The 17390-nt window shown below is 67.5% G+C and carries 11 protein-coding genes and 2 tRNA genes; 5 read left to right on the forward strand and 8 right to left on the reverse strand.

Annotated elements, in window-relative coordinates; all coding sequences use genetic code 11:
* Window positions 1-72: 72 nt before the first annotated feature.
* On the forward strand, window positions 73-1812 hold the full coding sequence (locus HH212_RS22145) for a response regulator (protein WP_170204476.1): 1740 nt from the start codon (window positions 73-75) through the stop codon (window positions 1810-1812).
* 251 nt (window positions 1813-2063) lie between these two features.
* Here the strand turns inward: HH212_RS22145 and HH212_RS22150 are convergent, their stop codons facing one another.
* Entirely contained in the window at window positions 2064-5726 is a 3663-nt protein-coding gene (locus HH212_RS22150) for a hydantoinase B/oxoprolinase family protein (protein WP_170204477.1), read from the reverse strand.
* A gap of 62 nt (window positions 5727-5788) precedes the next feature.
* On the opposite strand from HH212_RS22150, the gene HH212_RS22155 reads away from it, so the two are divergent.
* Entirely contained in the window at window positions 5789-7309 is a 1521-nt protein-coding gene (locus HH212_RS22155) for an NAD(P)H-hydrate dehydratase (RefSeq protein ID WP_170204478.1), read from the forward strand.
* A gap of 94 nt (window positions 7310-7403) precedes the next feature.
* The gene (locus tag HH212_RS22160) at window positions 7404-8183 is read left to right on the forward strand and encodes a hypothetical protein (protein ID WP_170204479.1); all 780 of its coding nucleotides are present in this window, start codon (window positions 7404-7406) and stop codon (window positions 8181-8183) included.
* A gap of 120 nt (window positions 8184-8303) precedes the next feature.
* Here HH212_RS22160 and HH212_RS22165 read toward each other — a convergent pair whose 3' ends face one another.
* Window positions 8304-8870: a porin family protein gene (locus HH212_RS22165; RefSeq protein WP_170204480.1), complete on the reverse strand. Its 567-nt coding sequence runs from the start codon at window positions 8868-8870 to the stop codon at window positions 8304-8306.
* A 314-nt stretch (window positions 8871-9184) separates the two neighbouring features.
* Window positions 9185-9904 carry an ABC transporter ATP-binding protein gene (locus tag HH212_RS22170; RefSeq protein WP_170204481.1) on the reverse strand — a complete coding sequence of 240 codons (720 nt, stop codon included), beginning with the start codon at window positions 9902-9904 and terminating at the stop codon, window positions 9185-9187.
* Between HH212_RS22170 and HH212_RS22175 the strand changes: the two genes are divergently transcribed.
* Both HH212_RS22175 and mnmH read left to right on the forward strand, forming a co-directional pair.
* Complete coding sequence (locus HH212_RS22175) at window positions 9903-10538, forward strand: arylesterase (RefSeq protein ID WP_229217408.1); 636 nt, start codon at window positions 9903-9905, stop codon at window positions 10536-10538. The genes HH212_RS22170 and HH212_RS22175 overlap by 2 nt on opposite strands.
* The gene (gene mnmH / locus HH212_RS22180; protein WP_170204483.1) at window positions 10535-11590 is read left to right on the forward strand and encodes a tRNA 2-selenouridine(34) synthase MnmH; all 1056 of its coding nucleotides are present in this window, start codon (window positions 10535-10537) and stop codon (window positions 11588-11590) included. The genes HH212_RS22175 and mnmH overlap by 4 nt, the downstream gene beginning before the upstream one ends.
* 220 nt (window positions 11591-11810) lie before the next feature.
* On the opposite strand, the gene HH212_RS22185 is transcribed toward mnmH, so the two are convergent.
* The 5 genes from HH212_RS22185 to lon all read right to left on the reverse strand — a co-directional run bounded on the left by HH212_RS22185 (window position 11811) and on the right by lon (window position 17370).
* Window positions 11811-13727: a SurA N-terminal domain-containing protein gene (locus HH212_RS22185; RefSeq protein WP_170204484.1), complete on the reverse strand. Its 1917-nt coding sequence runs from the start codon at window positions 13725-13727 to the stop codon at window positions 11811-11813.
* A gap of 255 nt (window positions 13728-13982) precedes the next feature.
* Window positions 13983-14059, reverse strand: a tRNA-Asp gene (locus tag HH212_RS22190).
* A gap of 132 nt (window positions 14060-14191) precedes the next feature.
* Window positions 14192-14268, reverse strand: a tRNA-Asp gene (locus tag HH212_RS22195).
* A 121-nt stretch (window positions 14269-14389) separates the two neighbouring features.
* The gene (locus HH212_RS22200; protein WP_170204485.1) at window positions 14390-14662 is read right to left on the reverse strand and encodes an HU family DNA-binding protein; all 273 of its coding nucleotides are present in this window, start codon (window positions 14660-14662) and stop codon (window positions 14390-14392) included.
* A 305-nt stretch (window positions 14663-14967) separates the two neighbouring features.
* Window positions 14968-17370 carry an endopeptidase La gene (lon, locus tag HH212_RS22205; protein ID WP_170204486.1) on the reverse strand — a complete coding sequence of 801 codons (2403 nt, stop codon included), beginning with the start codon at window positions 17368-17370 and terminating at the stop codon, window positions 14968-14970.
* Window positions 17371-17390 lie beyond the last annotated feature (20 nt).

The raw sequence follows: 17390 nt of genomic DNA on the forward strand, positions 1-17390 counted from the left end.
CATGCTATCGTTGCGCTGGCGCGCGGCGGCGAGCGGCGCGCCACCACTCCCACCAGGCGACGACGAGGAAGCATGCCAGGCACCACCCCAACGCAGAGCGCATCGACCGGACCGGCCGGCAGCCCATCGGGTAGCCAATCGGCTAGCCAACCAAGCAGCCAGTTGACGGTACTGGTGGTCGACCCGAATCCCGGCATGCGCGCCAACCTGCAGAACATGCTGGCGGCGTCGGGCATCCATCGGATCGAGTTCGCCGTCAACGCCGGCGGCGCCGTCAAGGCGCTGGCGCGCAAGGGCTACGACATCGTCCTGTGCGAATACAGCCTGGGCAGCAGCAACGACAGCAGCGGCGGCGCGGGGCAGGACGGCCAGCAGCTGCTGGAAGACCTGCGCCACCACAAGCTGATCGCGCCCTGGACCATCTTCATCATGCTCACGGCCGAAGGCGCGCGCGACCGCGTGCTGGGCGCCGCCGAGCTGGCGCCGACCGACTACATCCTCAAGCCGTTCACGCCCCAGGTGCTGAACGAGCGCATCGGACGCGCGCTGGCGCGCCGCGCCGCCCTGCTGCCGGCGTGGCAGCAGGCGGCGCAGGGCGATGCGCGCGCCGCCATCGCCACCTGCATCGCCGCCGCCAAGTCGGCGCCGCGTTACGCGGTCGATTTCGCGCGCCTGCGCGCCGAGCTGCACCTCGCGCTCGGGGAGAGCGCGCACGCCGAGGCCGTGTACCGCCAGGTGCTGGCGGCGCGCCCGCTCGGCTGGGCCAGGCTGGGACTGGCGCGCACCCTGCTCGACCGCCAGCGCGCCGACGACGCGCTGGCGCTGCTGACCGCGCTGGTGGCCGACAACCCGCGCCTGATGGCCGCCTACGACCTGCTGGCGCGCTGCCATGCCGCGCGCGGCGAGCACGCGCAGGCGCGCAAGGCGCTCGAGGAGGCGGTGGCGATCTCGCCGCACATGGTGCGCCGCTTGCGCAGGCTGGGCCGGGCGGCGCTCGACGACGGCGACATGCCCGCCGCCGAAAAGGCGTTCCGCCAGGTGGTGACGCGCTCGCGCCATTCGACATTCAGGAATCCGGAAGACCACGTCGACCTGGTCCGGGCGCTGGTCGGCAAGGGCGACGTGGCCGCCGCCGGCGCGGTGGTGCGCGACCTGGAGCGCTCGCTGCGCGGTTCGCCCGAGACCACGGCGTGCCGCGCCATCGCCGGCGCCATGCTGCACGAAGCCGCAGGAGAAACCGCCGCCGCCGCCGCCGCGCTGCGCCAGGCGGTGGACGCGGTGCGCGGCGGCGGCAAGCTGTCGGGCGCCATGCGCGTCGGCCTGGCGCGCGCCTGCCTGGCGCAGCAGCTGGACGAGGAAGCCTCGGCGCTGATGCTGGCGGCGCTGCATGGCAATGCCGCCGACGACGACGACGACGACGACCGGGCCGCGCTGTCGGCGCGCCAGGCCGAAGACCTGTTCGTGCAGGCCGGCCGGCCCGACCTGGCCGACGGCATGCACCGGCAGTTGCGCGCCCAGGCCCGCATCCTGCTCGGCCTGGCCGACGAGAAGCGCAACATGGGCGACGTGCGCGGCGCGGTGCAGACCCTGCTCGAGGCGCTGCGGCTGGCGCCCACCGACCTGCAGGTGACGCTGGCGCTGGTCGGCGGCATCCTGCGCCAGGTGATGGAGATGGGCTGGGACGACGCCCTGGCGGCGCTCGCGGCCGAGCAACTGGCGCAGCTGCGTGCGCTGGACGCGACGCATCCGCGCCTGCAGGCGCTGGAAGCGGAACTGGCGGCGGCGCGGCGCAAGTATGGTATCGGGGTGTGAAGCGGCGGGTGAAGGGAGGATGTCCAGCTTCTCCCTCGGCACTGCCGGCAACGACGGTCCGCGCAGGCGCAGTGCTGTCCAAGATAATGCCCAATAGCAAAGAACCCGTCGTTCCCGCGTAGGCGGGAACCCATGCAGACTATCCGAAGTTGGCACTGTGGACGCATTCGCGTCGCTTCTGCCTTATCGATTACTCTTGCTAAGCATGGGTCCCCGCCTGCGCGGGAACGACGTGCTACGGCCGGCGATGATCATGCATCGGCGCTTCTCTCTTGCCGCTCCCCATCCGGCTCCCCATAGCCACCCCCACCCGGCGTCTCGATGACGAAGCAGTCTCCCGCCCCCATCGCCGCCTTGCCGATATGCCCCAACTCCTCGACGCCGCCATCCGCGCGCAGCACCAGGTTGCGCCCCTTCCGTCCCGGGGCGCCGCCGGCCATGCCGAACGGCGCGTGGATGCGGTTGTTCGACAGGATCGCGGCCGTCATCGGTTCCAGGAAGCGGATCGTGCGCACGCCACCGTTGCCGCCATGCCAGCGGCCGGCGCCGCCGGAGCCGGGGCGGATGGCATAGCTTTCCAGGCGCACCGGGAAGCGGAATTCGAGGATTTCCGGATCGGTCAGGCGCGAATTGGTCATGTTGGTCTGGACCACGTCGGTGCCGTCGAAGCCGGGGCCGGCGCCGGAACCGCCGGCGATGGTTTCGTAGTACTGGTGGCGCTCGTTGCCGAACGTGAAATTGTTCATCGTGCCCTGGGCCGCCGCCATCACGCCGAGCGCGCCGTACAGCGCATTGGTGATGCAGGTCGAGGTCTCGACGTTGCCCGACACCACCGAGGCCGGGTAGTGCGGATTGAGCATCGAGCCGGGCGGAATGATCACTTTTAACGGTTTCAAACAGCCGGCGTTCAGCGGAATGGCGTCGTCCACCAGCGTGCGGAACACGTACAGCACCGCCGCCATGCACACTGCCGACGGCGCGTTGAAGTTGTTGGGCAGTTGCCCGGATGTCCCCGTGAAGTCGATCTCGGCGCTGCGGCCGGCGCGGTCGACCCGCACCGCCACCGCGATGCGGGCGCCGTTGTCGAGTTCATTGACGAACCGGCCGTCCTGGAGCGCGCCGATCACGCGCCGCACCGCCTCTTCGGCATTGTCCTGCACATGGCCCATGTAGGCGCGCACCACGTCCAGGCCATAGTAGCCCACCATCTTGTGCAGCTCCTCGACGCCCTTTTGGTTGGCCGCCACCTGGGCGCGCAGGTCGGCCAGGTTCTGGTCCGGATTGCGCGCCGGCCAGCGCGCACCGGCCAGCAGCGCGCGCGTCTCGGCCTCGCGCAGCATGCCGTCGGCGCCGTCGACCAGCTTGAGATTGTCGATCAGGACGCCCTCTTCCTCGATATGGGTGGAATCCGGCGGCATCGAGCCGGGCGTGGTGCCGCCGATATCGGCATGGTGGCCGCGCGAGCCGACGTAGAACAGGATGTCGGTTCCGGCTTCGTCGAACACCGGCGAGATCACCGTCACGTCCGGCAAATGGGTGCCGCCGTTGTACGGGTCGTTCAGCGCGAACACGTCCCCGGGCTTCATGCTGCCGGCGTTCTTGCGCATCACCGCCTTGATGCTCTCGCCCATCGACCCGAGGTGCACCGGCATGTGCGGCGCGTTGGCGACCAGGTTGCCGGCGGCGTCGAAGATGGCGCAACTGAAGTCGAGGCGTTCCTTGATGTTGACGGAATGGGCGGTGTTCTGCAGGCGCAGGCCCATCTGCTCGGCGATCGACATGAACAGGTTGTTGAAGATCTCCAGCATCACCGGGTCGGCGCTGGTGCCGAGCGCGCGCCGCGGCGGCAGCGCCCGCACGCGGCGCAGCACCAGGTGGCCGTGCTGCGTGGCCTCGGCGCGCCAGCCGGCTTCCACCACCGTGGTGGCGTTGTCCTCGGCGATGATGGCGGGGCCGTCGACGCGGTGGCCGGGGCGGACGTCGCGGCGCAGATACAGGCCGGCATCGCGCCAGGTGCCGTCGCCGAACATGCGCACCGTTTCGTGCGCCGCCGGCGCGCCGCGCGGCGGGCTGCCCGCGCCATCGCCCGGCTGCGCGGCTGCCGCTTCCGGCGGCGCATCCGAGCGTCCCAGCGCTTCCACCGACACCGCTTCCACCACCAGCGCCTTGTGCGGCATGAGAAAGGAAAAGCGGCGCCGGTAGGCGGTTTCGAACCGGATGCGCATGGCTTCCCCATCCGCGTGGTCGACCACGATCGCCGAATCGGTGCCCTCGTAGCGCAGGTGCACGCGGCGCAGCACGTCGATGCGCTGCGCCTCGACGCCCTGCGCCAGCAGCTCGGCGCGCGCGCCCTCCGCCAGCGCGTCCAGCTCCCGCGCCAGCGCATCCCCGGTCATGTCGTCCAGGCGCCGCTCGACCGCGCGCTCGCGCAAGGCGCCCTGGTCGGCCAGGCCCATGCCGTAGGCCGACAGCACGCCGGCCAGCGCATGGATGAACACCGTCTTCATGCCGAGCGCGTCCGCCACCAGGCAGGCGTGCTGGCCGCCGGCGCCGCCGAAGCTGGTCAATGCGTATTCCGTCACGTCGTGGCCGCGCTGCACCGAGATCTGCTTGATGGCGTTGGCCATGTTGCCGACCGCGATGCGGATGAAGCCTTCGGCCACCGCTTCCGGCGCCGGGGTGTCGCCGGTGGCGGCGCCGATGCGCGCCGCCATGTCCTCGAAGCCGGCCTTCACCGCGTCGGCATCGAGCGGCTGCCTGCCGTCGGCCCCGAACAGGTGCGGGAAGTGGCGCGGCTGGATCTTGCCGAGCATGACGTTGCAATCGGTGACCGCCAGCGGACCGCCGCGCCGGTAGCTGGCCGGGCCAGGGTTGGCGCCGGCGCTGTCCGGCCCCACGCGGTAGCGGCTGCCGTCGAAGTACAGGATCGAGCCGCCGCCGGCCGCCACGGTGTGGATGCTCATCATCGGCGCGCGCATGCGCACACCCGCCACCTGGGTCTCGAACACGCGCTCGAAGTCGGCCAGGTGGGCGCCGGCGAAGTGCGACACGTCGGTCGAGGTGCCGCCCATGTCGAAGCCGATCACGCGCTCGAAGCCGGCGGCGCGGCTGGCGCGCACCATGCCGACGATGCCGCCGGCCGGACCGGACAGGATGCTGTCCTTGCCCTGGAAGGCGCGCGCATCGGTAAGCGCCCCGCTCGACTGCATGAACTGCAGGCGCACGCCGGGCAAATCGCCGGCCACCTGGTCGACGTAGCGGCGCAGGATCGGCGACAGGTAGGCATCCACCACCGTGGTGTCGCCGCGCGCCACCAGCTTCATCAGCGGGCTGACGGCGTGCGACGCCGATATCTGGGTAAAACCGATCTCGCGCGCGATCTGCACCAACCGTTCCTCGTGCCGGGTGAAACGGTAGCCGTGCATGAACACGACCGCCAGCGCGCGCAGGCCGTCGTCGTAGGCCCCCTGCAGCGCGCGGCGGGCGGCATCCTCGTCGAGCGGCGTGACGACGTCGCCGTGGGCGCCGACGCGCTCGTCGACCTCGATCACGCGGCCGTACAGCAGTTCCGGCAGCACGATGTGGCGCTCGAACAGGCGCGGCCGGTTCTGGTAGGCGATGCGCAGCGCGTCACGGAAGCCGCGCGTGATGGCCAGCACGGTCGGCTCGCCCTTGCGTTCCAGCAGGGCGTTGGTGGCCACGGTGGTGCCCATCTTGACCGCGCCGACGCTGCCGGGCGCGACCGCTTCGCCCGGCGCCAGCCCGAGCAGGTGGCAGATGCCGGCCACGGCGGCGTCGCGGTAGCGTTCCGGATGTTCCGACAGCAGCTTGTGCGTGACCAGGCTGCCGTCGGGACGGCGCGCCACGATGTCGGTGAAGGTGCCGCCGCGGTCGATCCAGAACTGCCAGTCCATCGTGTGCTCCCATTCGCATCAAAAAGCTTATTCTATCCGCACAACCAACGAATGGAACCGGCATGGATACCCTGCTCTACAGCGTCGACCAGATCCGCGCCATCGAACGCGCGGCAACGAGCGCGCTGCCGCCCGGCACGCTGATGCGGCGCGCCGGCGAGGCGGCCACCACCTACGCGCTCGAACTGCTGAAGGGGCGCCCGACCGACGTCGTGCTGGTGCTGGCCGGACCGGGCAACAACGGCGGCGACGCGCTCGAGGTCGCCGCCAACCTGGCGGCGCTCGGCTGCAAGGTCAAGGTGGCCTGGCTCGGCGGCGACGGCGCGCCCTCGCCCGAAACGCAGGCGGCGCTGGAGCGCGCGCATGCCGGCAGCGCCTGCTTCGTCGACGATCTGACGGACGGCGAGTCGCACTGCCTGGTGATCGACGGCCTGTTCGGCATCGGCCCGGCACGTCCGCTGGCCGGACGCGCGCGCGAACTGGTCGAGGCCGTCAACCGTAAGCGCTGCCCGGTGCTGTCGCTCGACGTGCCCAGCGGCCTGGATGCCGATACCGGCGCGGTCGTCGGCCCGCACGGCATCGCGGTGGCGGCCACCTACACCATCACCTTCCTCGGCAACAAGCCGGGCCTGCACACCGGCGACGGCTGCGACCACGCCGGGCGCGTGCACGTCGACCGGCTCGGCGTCGACGAACTGCAGGTCGCCGGCGTGGACGCCGAGCATGCGCGTGCGCGCCTGAACCTGCCGCCGCTGTTCGCGGCCTGCGCGGCGCCGCGCCGGCGCAATTCGCACAAGGGCAGCTACGGCGACGTGGCGGTGCTGGGCGGCGCGCCCGGCATGGCCGGGGCGGCGCTGCTGGCCGCGCGCGGCGCGCTGTTCGCCGGCGCCGGGCGGGTGTTCGTGGCCGCCGTGGGCGACGACGGCGCCGGCATTGCACTCGACCCGACCCAGCCGGAAATCATGATACGCCCTGCCGCCGGCTTCGCCTTCGGCGGGCGCACGGTGGTGGCCGGCCCCGGCATGGGCGATTCGGCCGGCGCCACGCGCATGCTGGCCCAGGTGCTGGACGGGTCCGGCCCGCTGCTGGTGGATGCCGACGCCCTCAACCTGGTCGCCGCCAGCCCCGACCTGCAGGCGCGCCTGGCGCGCCACGACGGGCCGGCCGTGCTGACCCCGCATCCGCTGGAAGCGGCGCGCCTGCTCGGCGTGACCACGCCGGTGGTGCAGGCCGACCGCCTGGAAAGCGCGCGCGAACTGGCCCAGCGCCTGAATGCGGTGGTGGTGCTGAAGGGCGCCGGCAGCGTGATCGCGCGGCCGGACGGCGAGGTGGCGGTGAATACCAGCGGCAACCCGGGCCTTGCCACCGGCGGCAGCGGCGACGTGCTGGCCGGCCTGGGCGGCGCCCTGCTGGCGCAGGGCTGGCCGGCGTGGGAAGCGGCGCTGGGCGCGGTGTGGCTGCACGGCGCCGCCGCCGACCGCCTGGTGAACTGCGGCTGCGGCCCGATCGGCCTGACCGCCGGCGAACTGCCGCGCGCGATCCGCGCCGAACTGAATGCGCTGGCGGCGCAGAGCCGGTCCTGAGTCGGCGGCGCGCGGGGTGACAAAGCGCGCATTTGCGGCGCCGCCGGGCCGCTAAGATGGCGCATCGACCGCTTTCCCGACATCGAGGAGTCCCATGACCGATTTCGATCCGCGCCATCGCGAACTTGGCAGCTTGCGCGATGCTGGACGACATGCCGAGGCGCTGGCACTGCTGCAGCATTTGTTCGACGAGGTCGAGGACGGCATCGTGCCGGCCCGTTCCGGACTGTTCATACCGATGCTGGAATGGCGCTTCCTGGGCGAGGTGCATGCGCCGGCGCAGGCGGCCCTGCGCGAGCAGCGCGACCGCCAGGTCGCACGCCTGCTGGCGGGCGACCAGTACGTGGGCGCCGGCGTGCAGGCGCCGGAATCGCTGTGGCATGTCGGGCGCTTTTCGCTGATCGTCGACATGAACGCGATCCTCGGCGATCCCGGCGCGACGCGCGACCTGTTCCTGCAGCTGGACGCCGCGCAGCCGGCGCTGGCGCGGCGCTATGCGTGGCAAGCCTTGCCGGACATCGTCGCGGCCGGCGATTTCGCGCTGGCCGAGCGCTATCGCAAAAATCCGCTTGAACTGCTGAACCAGGTGAATGCGGCCGCCCGCCGCTATCCGCTCTTTCCGCAGGAACGCCAGGCGCCGCGCCTGGCCGCGGAACTGAGCAACCTCACCCGCGACGTAGGCATCGGCATCGCCGTCCTGCGCGGCACCGGACGAGAACAGGAAGCCGATTCCCTGCGCACCGCCTTGCTGGCAGGCCTGGAGTCCGGCGAATTGCGTGCGCTGGCGCAGCGCGAACTGGAAGAGCAGGGCACGATTCAAGGCGAGATCGCACGACACCGGATGGCCCAGGAAGGGCACGACCTGCCCGATTGAGTGCTGCAGCCTGCATATGAAAAAACGCGGCGGGACCTGCCGGTGCCCGCCGCGTTGGTGTTGCCGTCGACAAAACCGGCGCGCGCCTGGCGCGACGCCGGTCAGGCGACGATGGATGGCTTAGAAGCCGTACTTCAGGCCCAGCGACACGGCGTCGGCCTTGGCGCCCTGGTACTTGTCCTTGCCGTAGCGCTCGTACTCGCCGACCAGGGACAGGTTCTGGTTGAATGCGTACTGTGCACCCAGCGCACCGTAGGCGCCGGTGTCGCGTTCGGTGCCATCGTTGAAACCATCGACGCGAACCTTGCGCTCGTTATACGAAGCGCCCAGCTTGGCGTAGGCCGACACACGCTCGTTCACCGGCGTCATGAACTTGGCGGCGACGTAGGAGCTGGAGCCGCGCACGTTGGCGCCGGTAACGGTGTTCGGTGCCACGATGGTGCTGTAGCCTTCCTTGCGGAAGCGGGTATAACCGGCTTCCACGCCCCAGTTCGGGGTCAGGTCGTAGCCTGCGAACACTTTCGGGCTGGCTTTCCAGTCGTCGGATGCCTGGTTCTTGGAACCGGAGACGGCGACGCCGACGTACGGGTGGGTCGGTTGCGCGATGATTTCAGTGGCGGTGGTCTGGGCCTGGGCGGCGCCCATGGCGGCGACGCCGGCGGCGATGGCAACGATCAGCTTTTTCATATCTCTTCCTTTTTGGTGTTTCGTGGTCTGAAACACGATTCCCCGTGAATCGCGTACCGACAACTTAACACCGCCGGTTGTTAAAACCATTACACAAACCGTAAGGAACTGTAACGAAGCAGCCTTTAACTGACCACCGGGTCAGATATGCATGAGCGCTGTCGAACCGAGATGACTGATTTTTACTTACAAAAGACCGATGTTGGAAGCACGATTGTTACATGCATACCTTGTGACATCTTGAAACAACTTTGTGAAACTGGACGTCGTGACAACAATGCATCGACGCTGCCAAGCCGGTCCGGGCTACGCCATCAGGCAGCCAGGCGCCCGGCGGTGATGGTCAAGGTACGTCCGCAGCGCGCCGCCATGGCGGGATCGTGCGTCACCAGTACCAGGGTCGAACCGCGTTCGCGATTGAGTTCGAACATCAGCTGTGTGACGGCTTCGCCGGTGGCGGCATCGAGGCTGCCGGTCGGCTCGTCGGCGAACAACAGCGGCGGCTCGGTGACGAAGGCGCGCGCCAGCGCCACGCGCTGCTGCTCACCGCCGGACAGGTATTTCGGATAGTGGCGCAGGCGGCTGCCCAGTCCCACGCGCCCGAGCATCGCCTCGGCCTTTTCGCGGGCGCGGCCGTCGCCGCGCAGTTCCAGCGGCAGCATCACGTTTTCCACAGCATTCAAATGCGCCAGCAGCTGGAACGACTGGAACACGAAGCCGAGCTTGGCCTTGCGGAAGGCGGCGCGGCCATCCTCGTCGAGCGCGAAGATATCGGTGCCGTCCAGGATCACCTTGCCGCCCGATGGCCCGTCCAGGCCGGCCAGCAGGCCGAGCAGGGTCGACTTGCCGGAACCGGAGGCGCCGACCAGGGCGAGCGTCTCGGCCGGTTGCACGGTAAAATCGATGTCGTGCAGGATGACGAGTTCGCCGCTGGCGTCCGCCACCCGCTTCGACAGACCGATCACCTGGATCGCCGGACCGGATCCGCCCACTTTGGAAGCCTCACGTTTGGAAGCCTCGGGAATATCACGCATGCTCGCTCGTTTCAAGATCAGTAAAGGAATTGCCGGCGCCGCAGCCGCCTTGGCGCTGGCCGCGTCGGGGAGCGCCTATTCTGCACCAAAAACCGTGCTGGTGGTGGGCGACAGCCTGTCCGCCGAGTACGGCATCGCGCGCGGCAGCGGCTGGGTGGCGCTGCTGGAACAGCGCCTGAAGCAGCGGAAGATCGATGCGCGCGTCGTCAACGCCAGCATCAGCGGCGACACCACCAGCGGCGGGCGCACGCGCCTGCCCGCGCTGCTGCAGCAGCACAAGCCGAACCTGGTGGTGCTGGAACTGGGCGCCAACGACGGCCTGCGCGGCCTGCCGGTGAATGCCGCCGAGGACAACCTTCGCACCATGATCGCGCTGGCGCAAAAGAACAGCGCGCGCGTGCTGCTGGTCGGCATGCGCATGCCGCCCAACTACGGGCGCGCCTATACCGAGCGCTTCGCCGGCATGTACAAGGAACTCTCGGGCGAAATGAAGGTGCCGCTGGTGCCGTTCATGCTGGAGGGCGTGGCCCAGGAAGCGTCCAGCTTCCAGCCCGACCGCCTGCATCCGCTGGCGAGCGCCCATCCCACCATCCTCAACAATATCTGGCCACAAGTCGCCCCCCTCCTTCAATGAAATACCCCGCAGTCCTGAGCTTCGACGAGATCCTCCCGCAACTGGATGCCTTCGACACCGTCATCGACGCCCGCAGCGAATCCGAATTCGCGCTCGACCACCTGCCCGGCGCCATCAACTGCCCGGTGCTGGACGACGCCGAACGCATCCTGATCGGCACCACCTACAAGCAGGTCGGCGCGTTCGAGGCCAAGAAGCTGGGCGCGCCGCTGGTGGCGAAGAACATCGCGCGCCACATCGACACCCTGTTCGCCGACAAGCCGAAGGACTGGAAGCCGCTGGTCTACTGCTGGCGCGGCGGCAACCGCAGCGGTTCGATGGTGCATGTCCTGGCGCGCATCGGCTGGCCCGTGGTGCAGCTCGACGGCGGCTACAAGGCCTACCGCGCCTACGTCAGCGCAGCGCTGGCGGCGCCGCCGGCGCTGCCCTTGCGCGTCATCTGCGGCACCACCGGCAGCGGCAAGACGCGCCTGCTGCATGCGCTGGAAGCCGCCGGCGCCCAGGTGCTGGACCTGGAAGGCATGGCGGCGCACCGCGGCTCCGTGCTGGGCCACCTGCCGGGCGAACCGCAGCCGACCCAGAAGCAGTTCGAAACGCGCATCTGGGAGCGTCTGCGCCGCTTCGATCCGAGCCGGCCGGTCTTCGTCGAATCGGAGAGCAAGAAGGTCGGCAACCTGCGCGTGCCGGAAGCGGTGATGGAACGCATCCGCGCGGCGCCCTGCGTGTCGCTTGCGCTGGCGCAGCCGGACCGGGTGCGCCTGCTGATGGAAGACTACGAGCATTTCGCGGTCGACCCGGCGGCATTGAACATGCAACTGGATCACCTGGTGCAGCTGCACGGCCGCGCGCGCATCGATGCCTGGCACGCGCTGGCCAACGACGGACGCATGCCGGAACTGGTCGACCAGCTGCTGGTCGAGCACTACGATCCGGCTTACCTGCGCTCGATCGAGCGTAATTTCGCCCAGTATCCGCAGGCCGAGGTGCTGGAACTGGTCGGCATCGGCGAGGACGATTTCATGGCGGCGGCGCGCAGCTTGCACGGGCGCTGATCTGGCGTAGGATGGACGGGGGCGCCTAGCTGGCTCTGCCGTCCACGCGTTCGAACGGTGCATGCGATCGTTGGACGCGTGGACGGCAAAGCCGTCCACCCTACCGATACGTTCATTAACCTCGCCCGTCCGACGATCCGCGACACACACGATAAAAAACCCGGGCGCCGCGTGATGCGGCGCCCGGGTTTGGTTTTGGCGCGGGCTCGTGCCCGCCTGCTTACTCTGCCTTGACGCCCAGGTCGCCCGGCTTGACGTTGACCTTGGCCTTGGCCTTCTGCTTCAGCGCTTCCACGTAGCCGTACATCTCGGCGCCGCCGACGGCGCGTGCGATCTGCTCGGCTTCCTGGCTGCGGCGCGCCGCGTCCGGCTGGGCCGGCTGCGATACCTTGGCGATGCGGTACACGCCATAGCCCTGGCCCGGCACCTCGACGCCGATGTAGGCCGGCAGCTTGGCGACATCGGCCTTCAGTACGGCCAGCGCGGCGGTCTGGTTGATGGTCGGCTGCTTGGTGCGCGAAACGATCTTGGGTTCGCCGAAGCCGGCGGCGTCGCCCGAGGCCTTGGCGGCGGCCAGCTTGGCTTCGCCGGCCTGGCGCGCCAGGCGCACTGCTTCTTCCTGGGTCACGCGCTGGCGGATGGCATTCGCCACGTCGGCCAGCGGACGCTTGCTTGCCGGCGTGAGGGTCACCACGCGGCCGGCCACCAGGGTGCTCGGCGCCGTTTCCACCGCTTCGGTGTTGCGCTTGTTGGCCAGGGCGTCGTTCGAGAAGATCGCCTTTAGGAACTTGTCGTTATTCACCGGCGAGGCGCCCAGCGCCGGATTCGGCGTGCGCGTCAGCCCGTCCACGGTCTGGATCGTCAGGCCCAGCTTGTCGGCCACCGGCTTCAGGCTGTCCGACTGCTCGTACACCGTATTGGTGAAGGTTTCGGCCAGTTCCGCGTACTTGGCGGACAGCTTGGTCTTCTTCAGTTCCGCGACGATTTCCGGCCTGGCTTCTTCCAGCGATTTCTGGGTCGACGGCGTGACCGCGGTCACCTTGATGATGTGGTAGCCGAATTCCGAACGCACCAGGCCGCTCATTTCTCCGGCCTTGAGCGCATAGATCGCATCCTCGACCGGCTTGACGAACACGCCCTTCTCGACCGTGCCCAGGTCGCCGCCCAGCTCGGCCGAACCCGGATCCTGCGACTGCGCCTTGGCGACCTTGGCGAAGTCGTTCGGGTTCTTGCGCAACTCGTCCAGGATGGCTTGCGCCTTGGCCTTGGCGGCGGCGTCGTCGGCCGGCTTGGCGTCTGCCTTGGCGTTGATGAGGATGTGGCTGGCGGTGCGCTTTTCCGGGGTCGAAAAACGCGCCTTGCTCTTGTCGTAGGCGGCCACCACTTCGGCGTCGGACACCGTCACCTGCTTGTCCACCGCGTCGGCATTGAAGACGACGTATTCGGCCTTGACTTGTTCCGGCACCTGGAACAGGGTCGGGTTCTTGTCATAGAAGGCCTTGATCATGTCGTCGGTGACCTTGACCTGGGCAACGTAGTTCGCGGCCGGGAACACCAGTTCCTGGACTTCGCGCTCTTGGTCGTTGATGTCCGACAGGCGCGTGCTCACCGAGCGCGGCGCGAACGCCGTCTGCTGGATGGCGCCGGCCAGCTGCTGCACCGCCATGTCCTGGCGCAGGCGCGCATCGAACATTTCCGGGGTCATGCCCTGGGCGGCCAGCGCGGCCTTGTACTGGTCCATGTCGAAGCTGCCGTCCGCCTTGCGGAACTGCTGGATGTCGAGGATCTGCTTCTGCAGGCGGTCGTCGCTGACCGTCAGGTGGCTACGCGCCACTTCGGCATTGATCGCGCGCTCGGCGATCAGGTTGTCCAGTACGGCCTGCCTGGCTTCCGGGGTCTCGAACTGCTTCTGATCGAACTGGGCGCCCTGCGCCTGGCGCGCCTGGTCGATCTGGCGGCGCTGGGCGTTTTCCCATTCCTGCTGGGTGATCTTCTTACCGTCCACGGTGGCCACGCCATCGTTGCCGCCGCCGCGCTCGTTGTAGCTGCTGACGCCGACCAGTACGAAGGAAGGCAGGATCAGCAGCAGCAACAGGAACTGCATCAATCGCTGGTGGTTACGGATAAATTCAAACATGGTCAGCCAATCAAGGTTGAAGATGCGTTTTCAAAAACTAAAAAAAAAGGCGAACTCGCGTTCGCCTCTTTTTCAGAACTAGCGGTTACCGGCGCAATCTACGAAGACCGCGTTACAACCGACATTACCGCAACATATTGGCGGAGCGGACGGGACTCGCCTACATACCGCAGGCCGCGGTTCCGCTTGCAAGCGGAACCCTTCGAGTCCCGACCCGTGCCGCCCGCAGGGGCGGCACTTCTTCCTTCTCAAATCTGGCGGAGCGGACGGGACTCGAACCCGCGACCCCCGGCGTGACAGGCCGGTATTCTAACCAACTGAACTACCGCTCCAAATTCTGGCATTTCGTGGCGGAGCGGACGGGACTCGCCTACATCCTGCAGGCCGCGGAATCGCTTGCAAGCGATTCCCTTCGAGTCCCAAACCGTGTTGTCCGCAGGGACAACACGCCGACTGCGCATTCGTGGCGGAGCGGACGGGACTCGAACCCGCGACCCCCGGCGTGACAGGCCGGTATTCTAACCAACTGAACTACCGCTCCACGAAATACTGGGTACTACCGACATCCGAGGACGACCGAGAGGCCCGGTCATCCGCGGCGAACGATTCGATGAGAACATGTCGCCGGATGCTTCCTGCTGCGTGTCAGCGCAGCGGAGGCATTAGTTTACTGCATCTTTTAATGCTTTACCAGCCTTAAATTTCGGAACCTTGGCCGCCTTGATCTTGATGGCTTCCTTGGTGCGCGGATCGCGGCCGGTGCGCTCGGCGCGCTCGCCCACCGTAAAGGTGCCGAAGCCGACCAGGGTCACACTGTCGTTGTTCTTCAGGGTGTTGGTCACTGCATCGATCATGGCATCGAGGGCGCGCGCGGCGGAGGCTTTGGTCAGGTCCGCGGACTTCGCGATTTCTTCGATCAGTTCAGTTTTGTTCACTCTTTTCCCTCTTTATACGTTCCAGACACGGTGCGCCTGGAAACGCCAGGCCCGACCGTAAACGCATATTAGACAAGGGCGCCATGCTTTGTGTCAAGCAATGATGATGCCGTGCGGCAACGCATCGTACATCCAACAAGGATGACGCGTATCAGCCAGCGTATTCGTACGCGACGCGCCAAAAACGTCGTCCCCGCGAAGGCGGGGACCCATACCGAGCATCTCGCACCGTAAAGGTGAAAAGACACGTGAGCTTGGGTCCCCGCCTGCGCGGGGACGACGGTGCTACTCTGGAACCTGATAGGTCAGTGCTTGACCACCCCACCCTGCCCCTCGGCCGCCGGGGCCGGCACCGCGGCCACCGCCGGCACCTCGACCACCGGCTCGGGCTGGCGTTCCAGCGCCACTTCCAGCACCTTTTCGATCCAGCGCACCGGCACGATCTCGAGCTGGTTCTTGACGTTGTCCGGAATCTCGGCCAGGTCCTTCACGTTCTGCTCGGGAATCAGGACGGTCTTGATGCCGCCGCGCTGCGCCGCCAGCAGCTTTTCCTTCAGGCCGCCGATCGGCAGCACCTCGCCGCGCAGCGTGATCTCGCCGGTCATGGCGACATCCGCGCGCACCGGGATGCCGGTGAACACCGACACCAGCGCGGTGGTCATCGCGATACCGGCGGACGGACCGTCCTTCGGCGTCGCGCCTTCCGGCACGTGGATGTGGATGTCGGACTTCTCGAACACCTCGCTCTTGATGCCCAGGCGCGCGGCGCGGCTGCGCACCACGGTACGGGCGGCCTCGATCGACTCCTTCATCACGTCGCCCAGCGTACCGGTACGGATCACCGCGCCCTTACCCGGCACCTGCACGGCCTCGATGGTCAGCAGGTCGCCGCCGACTTCGGTCCACGCCAGGCCGACCACCTGGCCGATCTGGTTTTCCTTCTCGGCCACGCCGAAATCGTAGCGGCGCACGCCCAGGAACTTGTCCAGGTTGCCGGCCGAGACGACCACGCGCTTGTCGCTCTTGAGCAGCATCATCTTGACGACCTTGCGGCAGATCTTCGAGATTTCGCGCTCCAGCGAACGCACGCCGGCTTCGCGGGTGTAGTAGCGGATGATGTCGCGGATCGCATCTTCCTCGACCTTGATCTCGCCGTCGCGCAAGCCGTTGGCCTTGATCTGCTTGGGCAGCAGGTAGCGCTGGGCGATGCTGGTCTTCTCGTCCTCGGTGTAGCCCGACAGGCGGATCACTTCCATCCGGTCCAGCAACGCCGGCGGGATATTGAACGAGTTCGAGGTCGCCACGAACATCACGTCCGACAAGTCGAAGTCGACTTCGACGTAGTGGTCGCTGAACGTGTGGTTCTGCGCCGGGTCCAGCACCTCAAGTAACGCCGAGGACGGGTCGCCGCGGAAGTCCGCACCCATCTTGTCGATCTCGTCGAGCAGGAACAGCGGGTTGCGCACGCCGGCCTTGGTCAGCGATTGCAGCACCTTGCCCGGCATCGAGCCGATGTAGGTACGGCGGTGGCCGCGGATCTCGGCCTCGTCGCGCACGCCGCCGAGCGCCATGCGCACGTATTTGCGGTTGGTGGCGCGCGCGATCGACTCGCCCAGCGAGGTCTTACCGACGCCCGGCGGACCGACGAAGCACAGGATCGGCGCCTTCAGCTTCTCGACGCGCTGCTGTACCGCGAGGTATTCCAGGATGCGTTCCTTGATCTTGTCCAGGCCGTAGTGGTCGGAATCGAGCACCTGCGCCGCCTTTTCCAGGTCGATCGTGACCTTGGATTTTTTCTTCCACGGCAAGCCGATCAGCGTGTCGATGTAGTTGCGTACCACGGTGGCTTCGGCCGACATCGGCGACATCAGTTTCAGCTTCTTGATCTCGGACTGCGCCTTTTCCAGCGCTTCCTTCGGCATCTTGGCCGCGATCACTTTCTTTTCCAGCTCTTCGATGTCGGCGCCTTCTTCGCCTTCACCCAGCTCCTTCTGGATCGCTTTCACCTGCTCGTTCAGGTAGTACTCGCGCTGCGATTTCTCCATCTGGCGCTTGACGCGGCCGCGGATGCGCTTTTCCACCTGCAGGATGTCGAGTTCGCCTTCCAGTTGGCCGAGCAGGTGCTCGAGGCGCTTGGCGACGTTGAAGATTTCCAGGATGACCTGCTTCTGCTCGAGCTTGAGCGGCAGGTGGGCGGCGACGGTATCGGCCAGGCGGCCGGCGTCGTCGATGCCGGCCAGCGATGCCAAGATCTCGGGCGGAATCTTTTTATTCAGTTTGACGTACTGGTCGAACTGCTGGACGATCGCACGGCGCATCGCCTCGACTTCGGAGTCGTCGCCGATTTCGGAATCGATCGGGGTCAGCTCGGCGATGAAATGGCTCGGACCGTCGGTGATCTGGTCGATGCGGGCGCGCTGGGCGCCTTCGACCAGCACCTTCACGGTACCGTCGGGCAGCTTCAGCATTTGCAGGATGTTGGCCACGCAGCCGATCTCGTAGATGTCTGCGGCCGAAGGTTCGTCCTTGGCGGCAGCCTTCTGGGCGGCCAGCATGATGCTCTTGCCCTGCTCCATCGCGGCTTCCAGGGCCTTGATCGATTTGGGACGGCCGACGAACAGCGGTATCACCATATGCGGGAACACCACCACATCGCGCAGGGGCAACAGGGGCAGCGTCGTTTGCTCGGTAAATTTAGTGGTTGTCATGGCATACCTTATAAAAAGCG

This window comes from Massilia forsythiae, assembly GCF_012849555.1.
In the GTDB taxonomy this organism is placed as follows: Bacteria; Pseudomonadota; Gammaproteobacteria; order Burkholderiales; family Burkholderiaceae_D; genus Telluria; species Telluria forsythiae.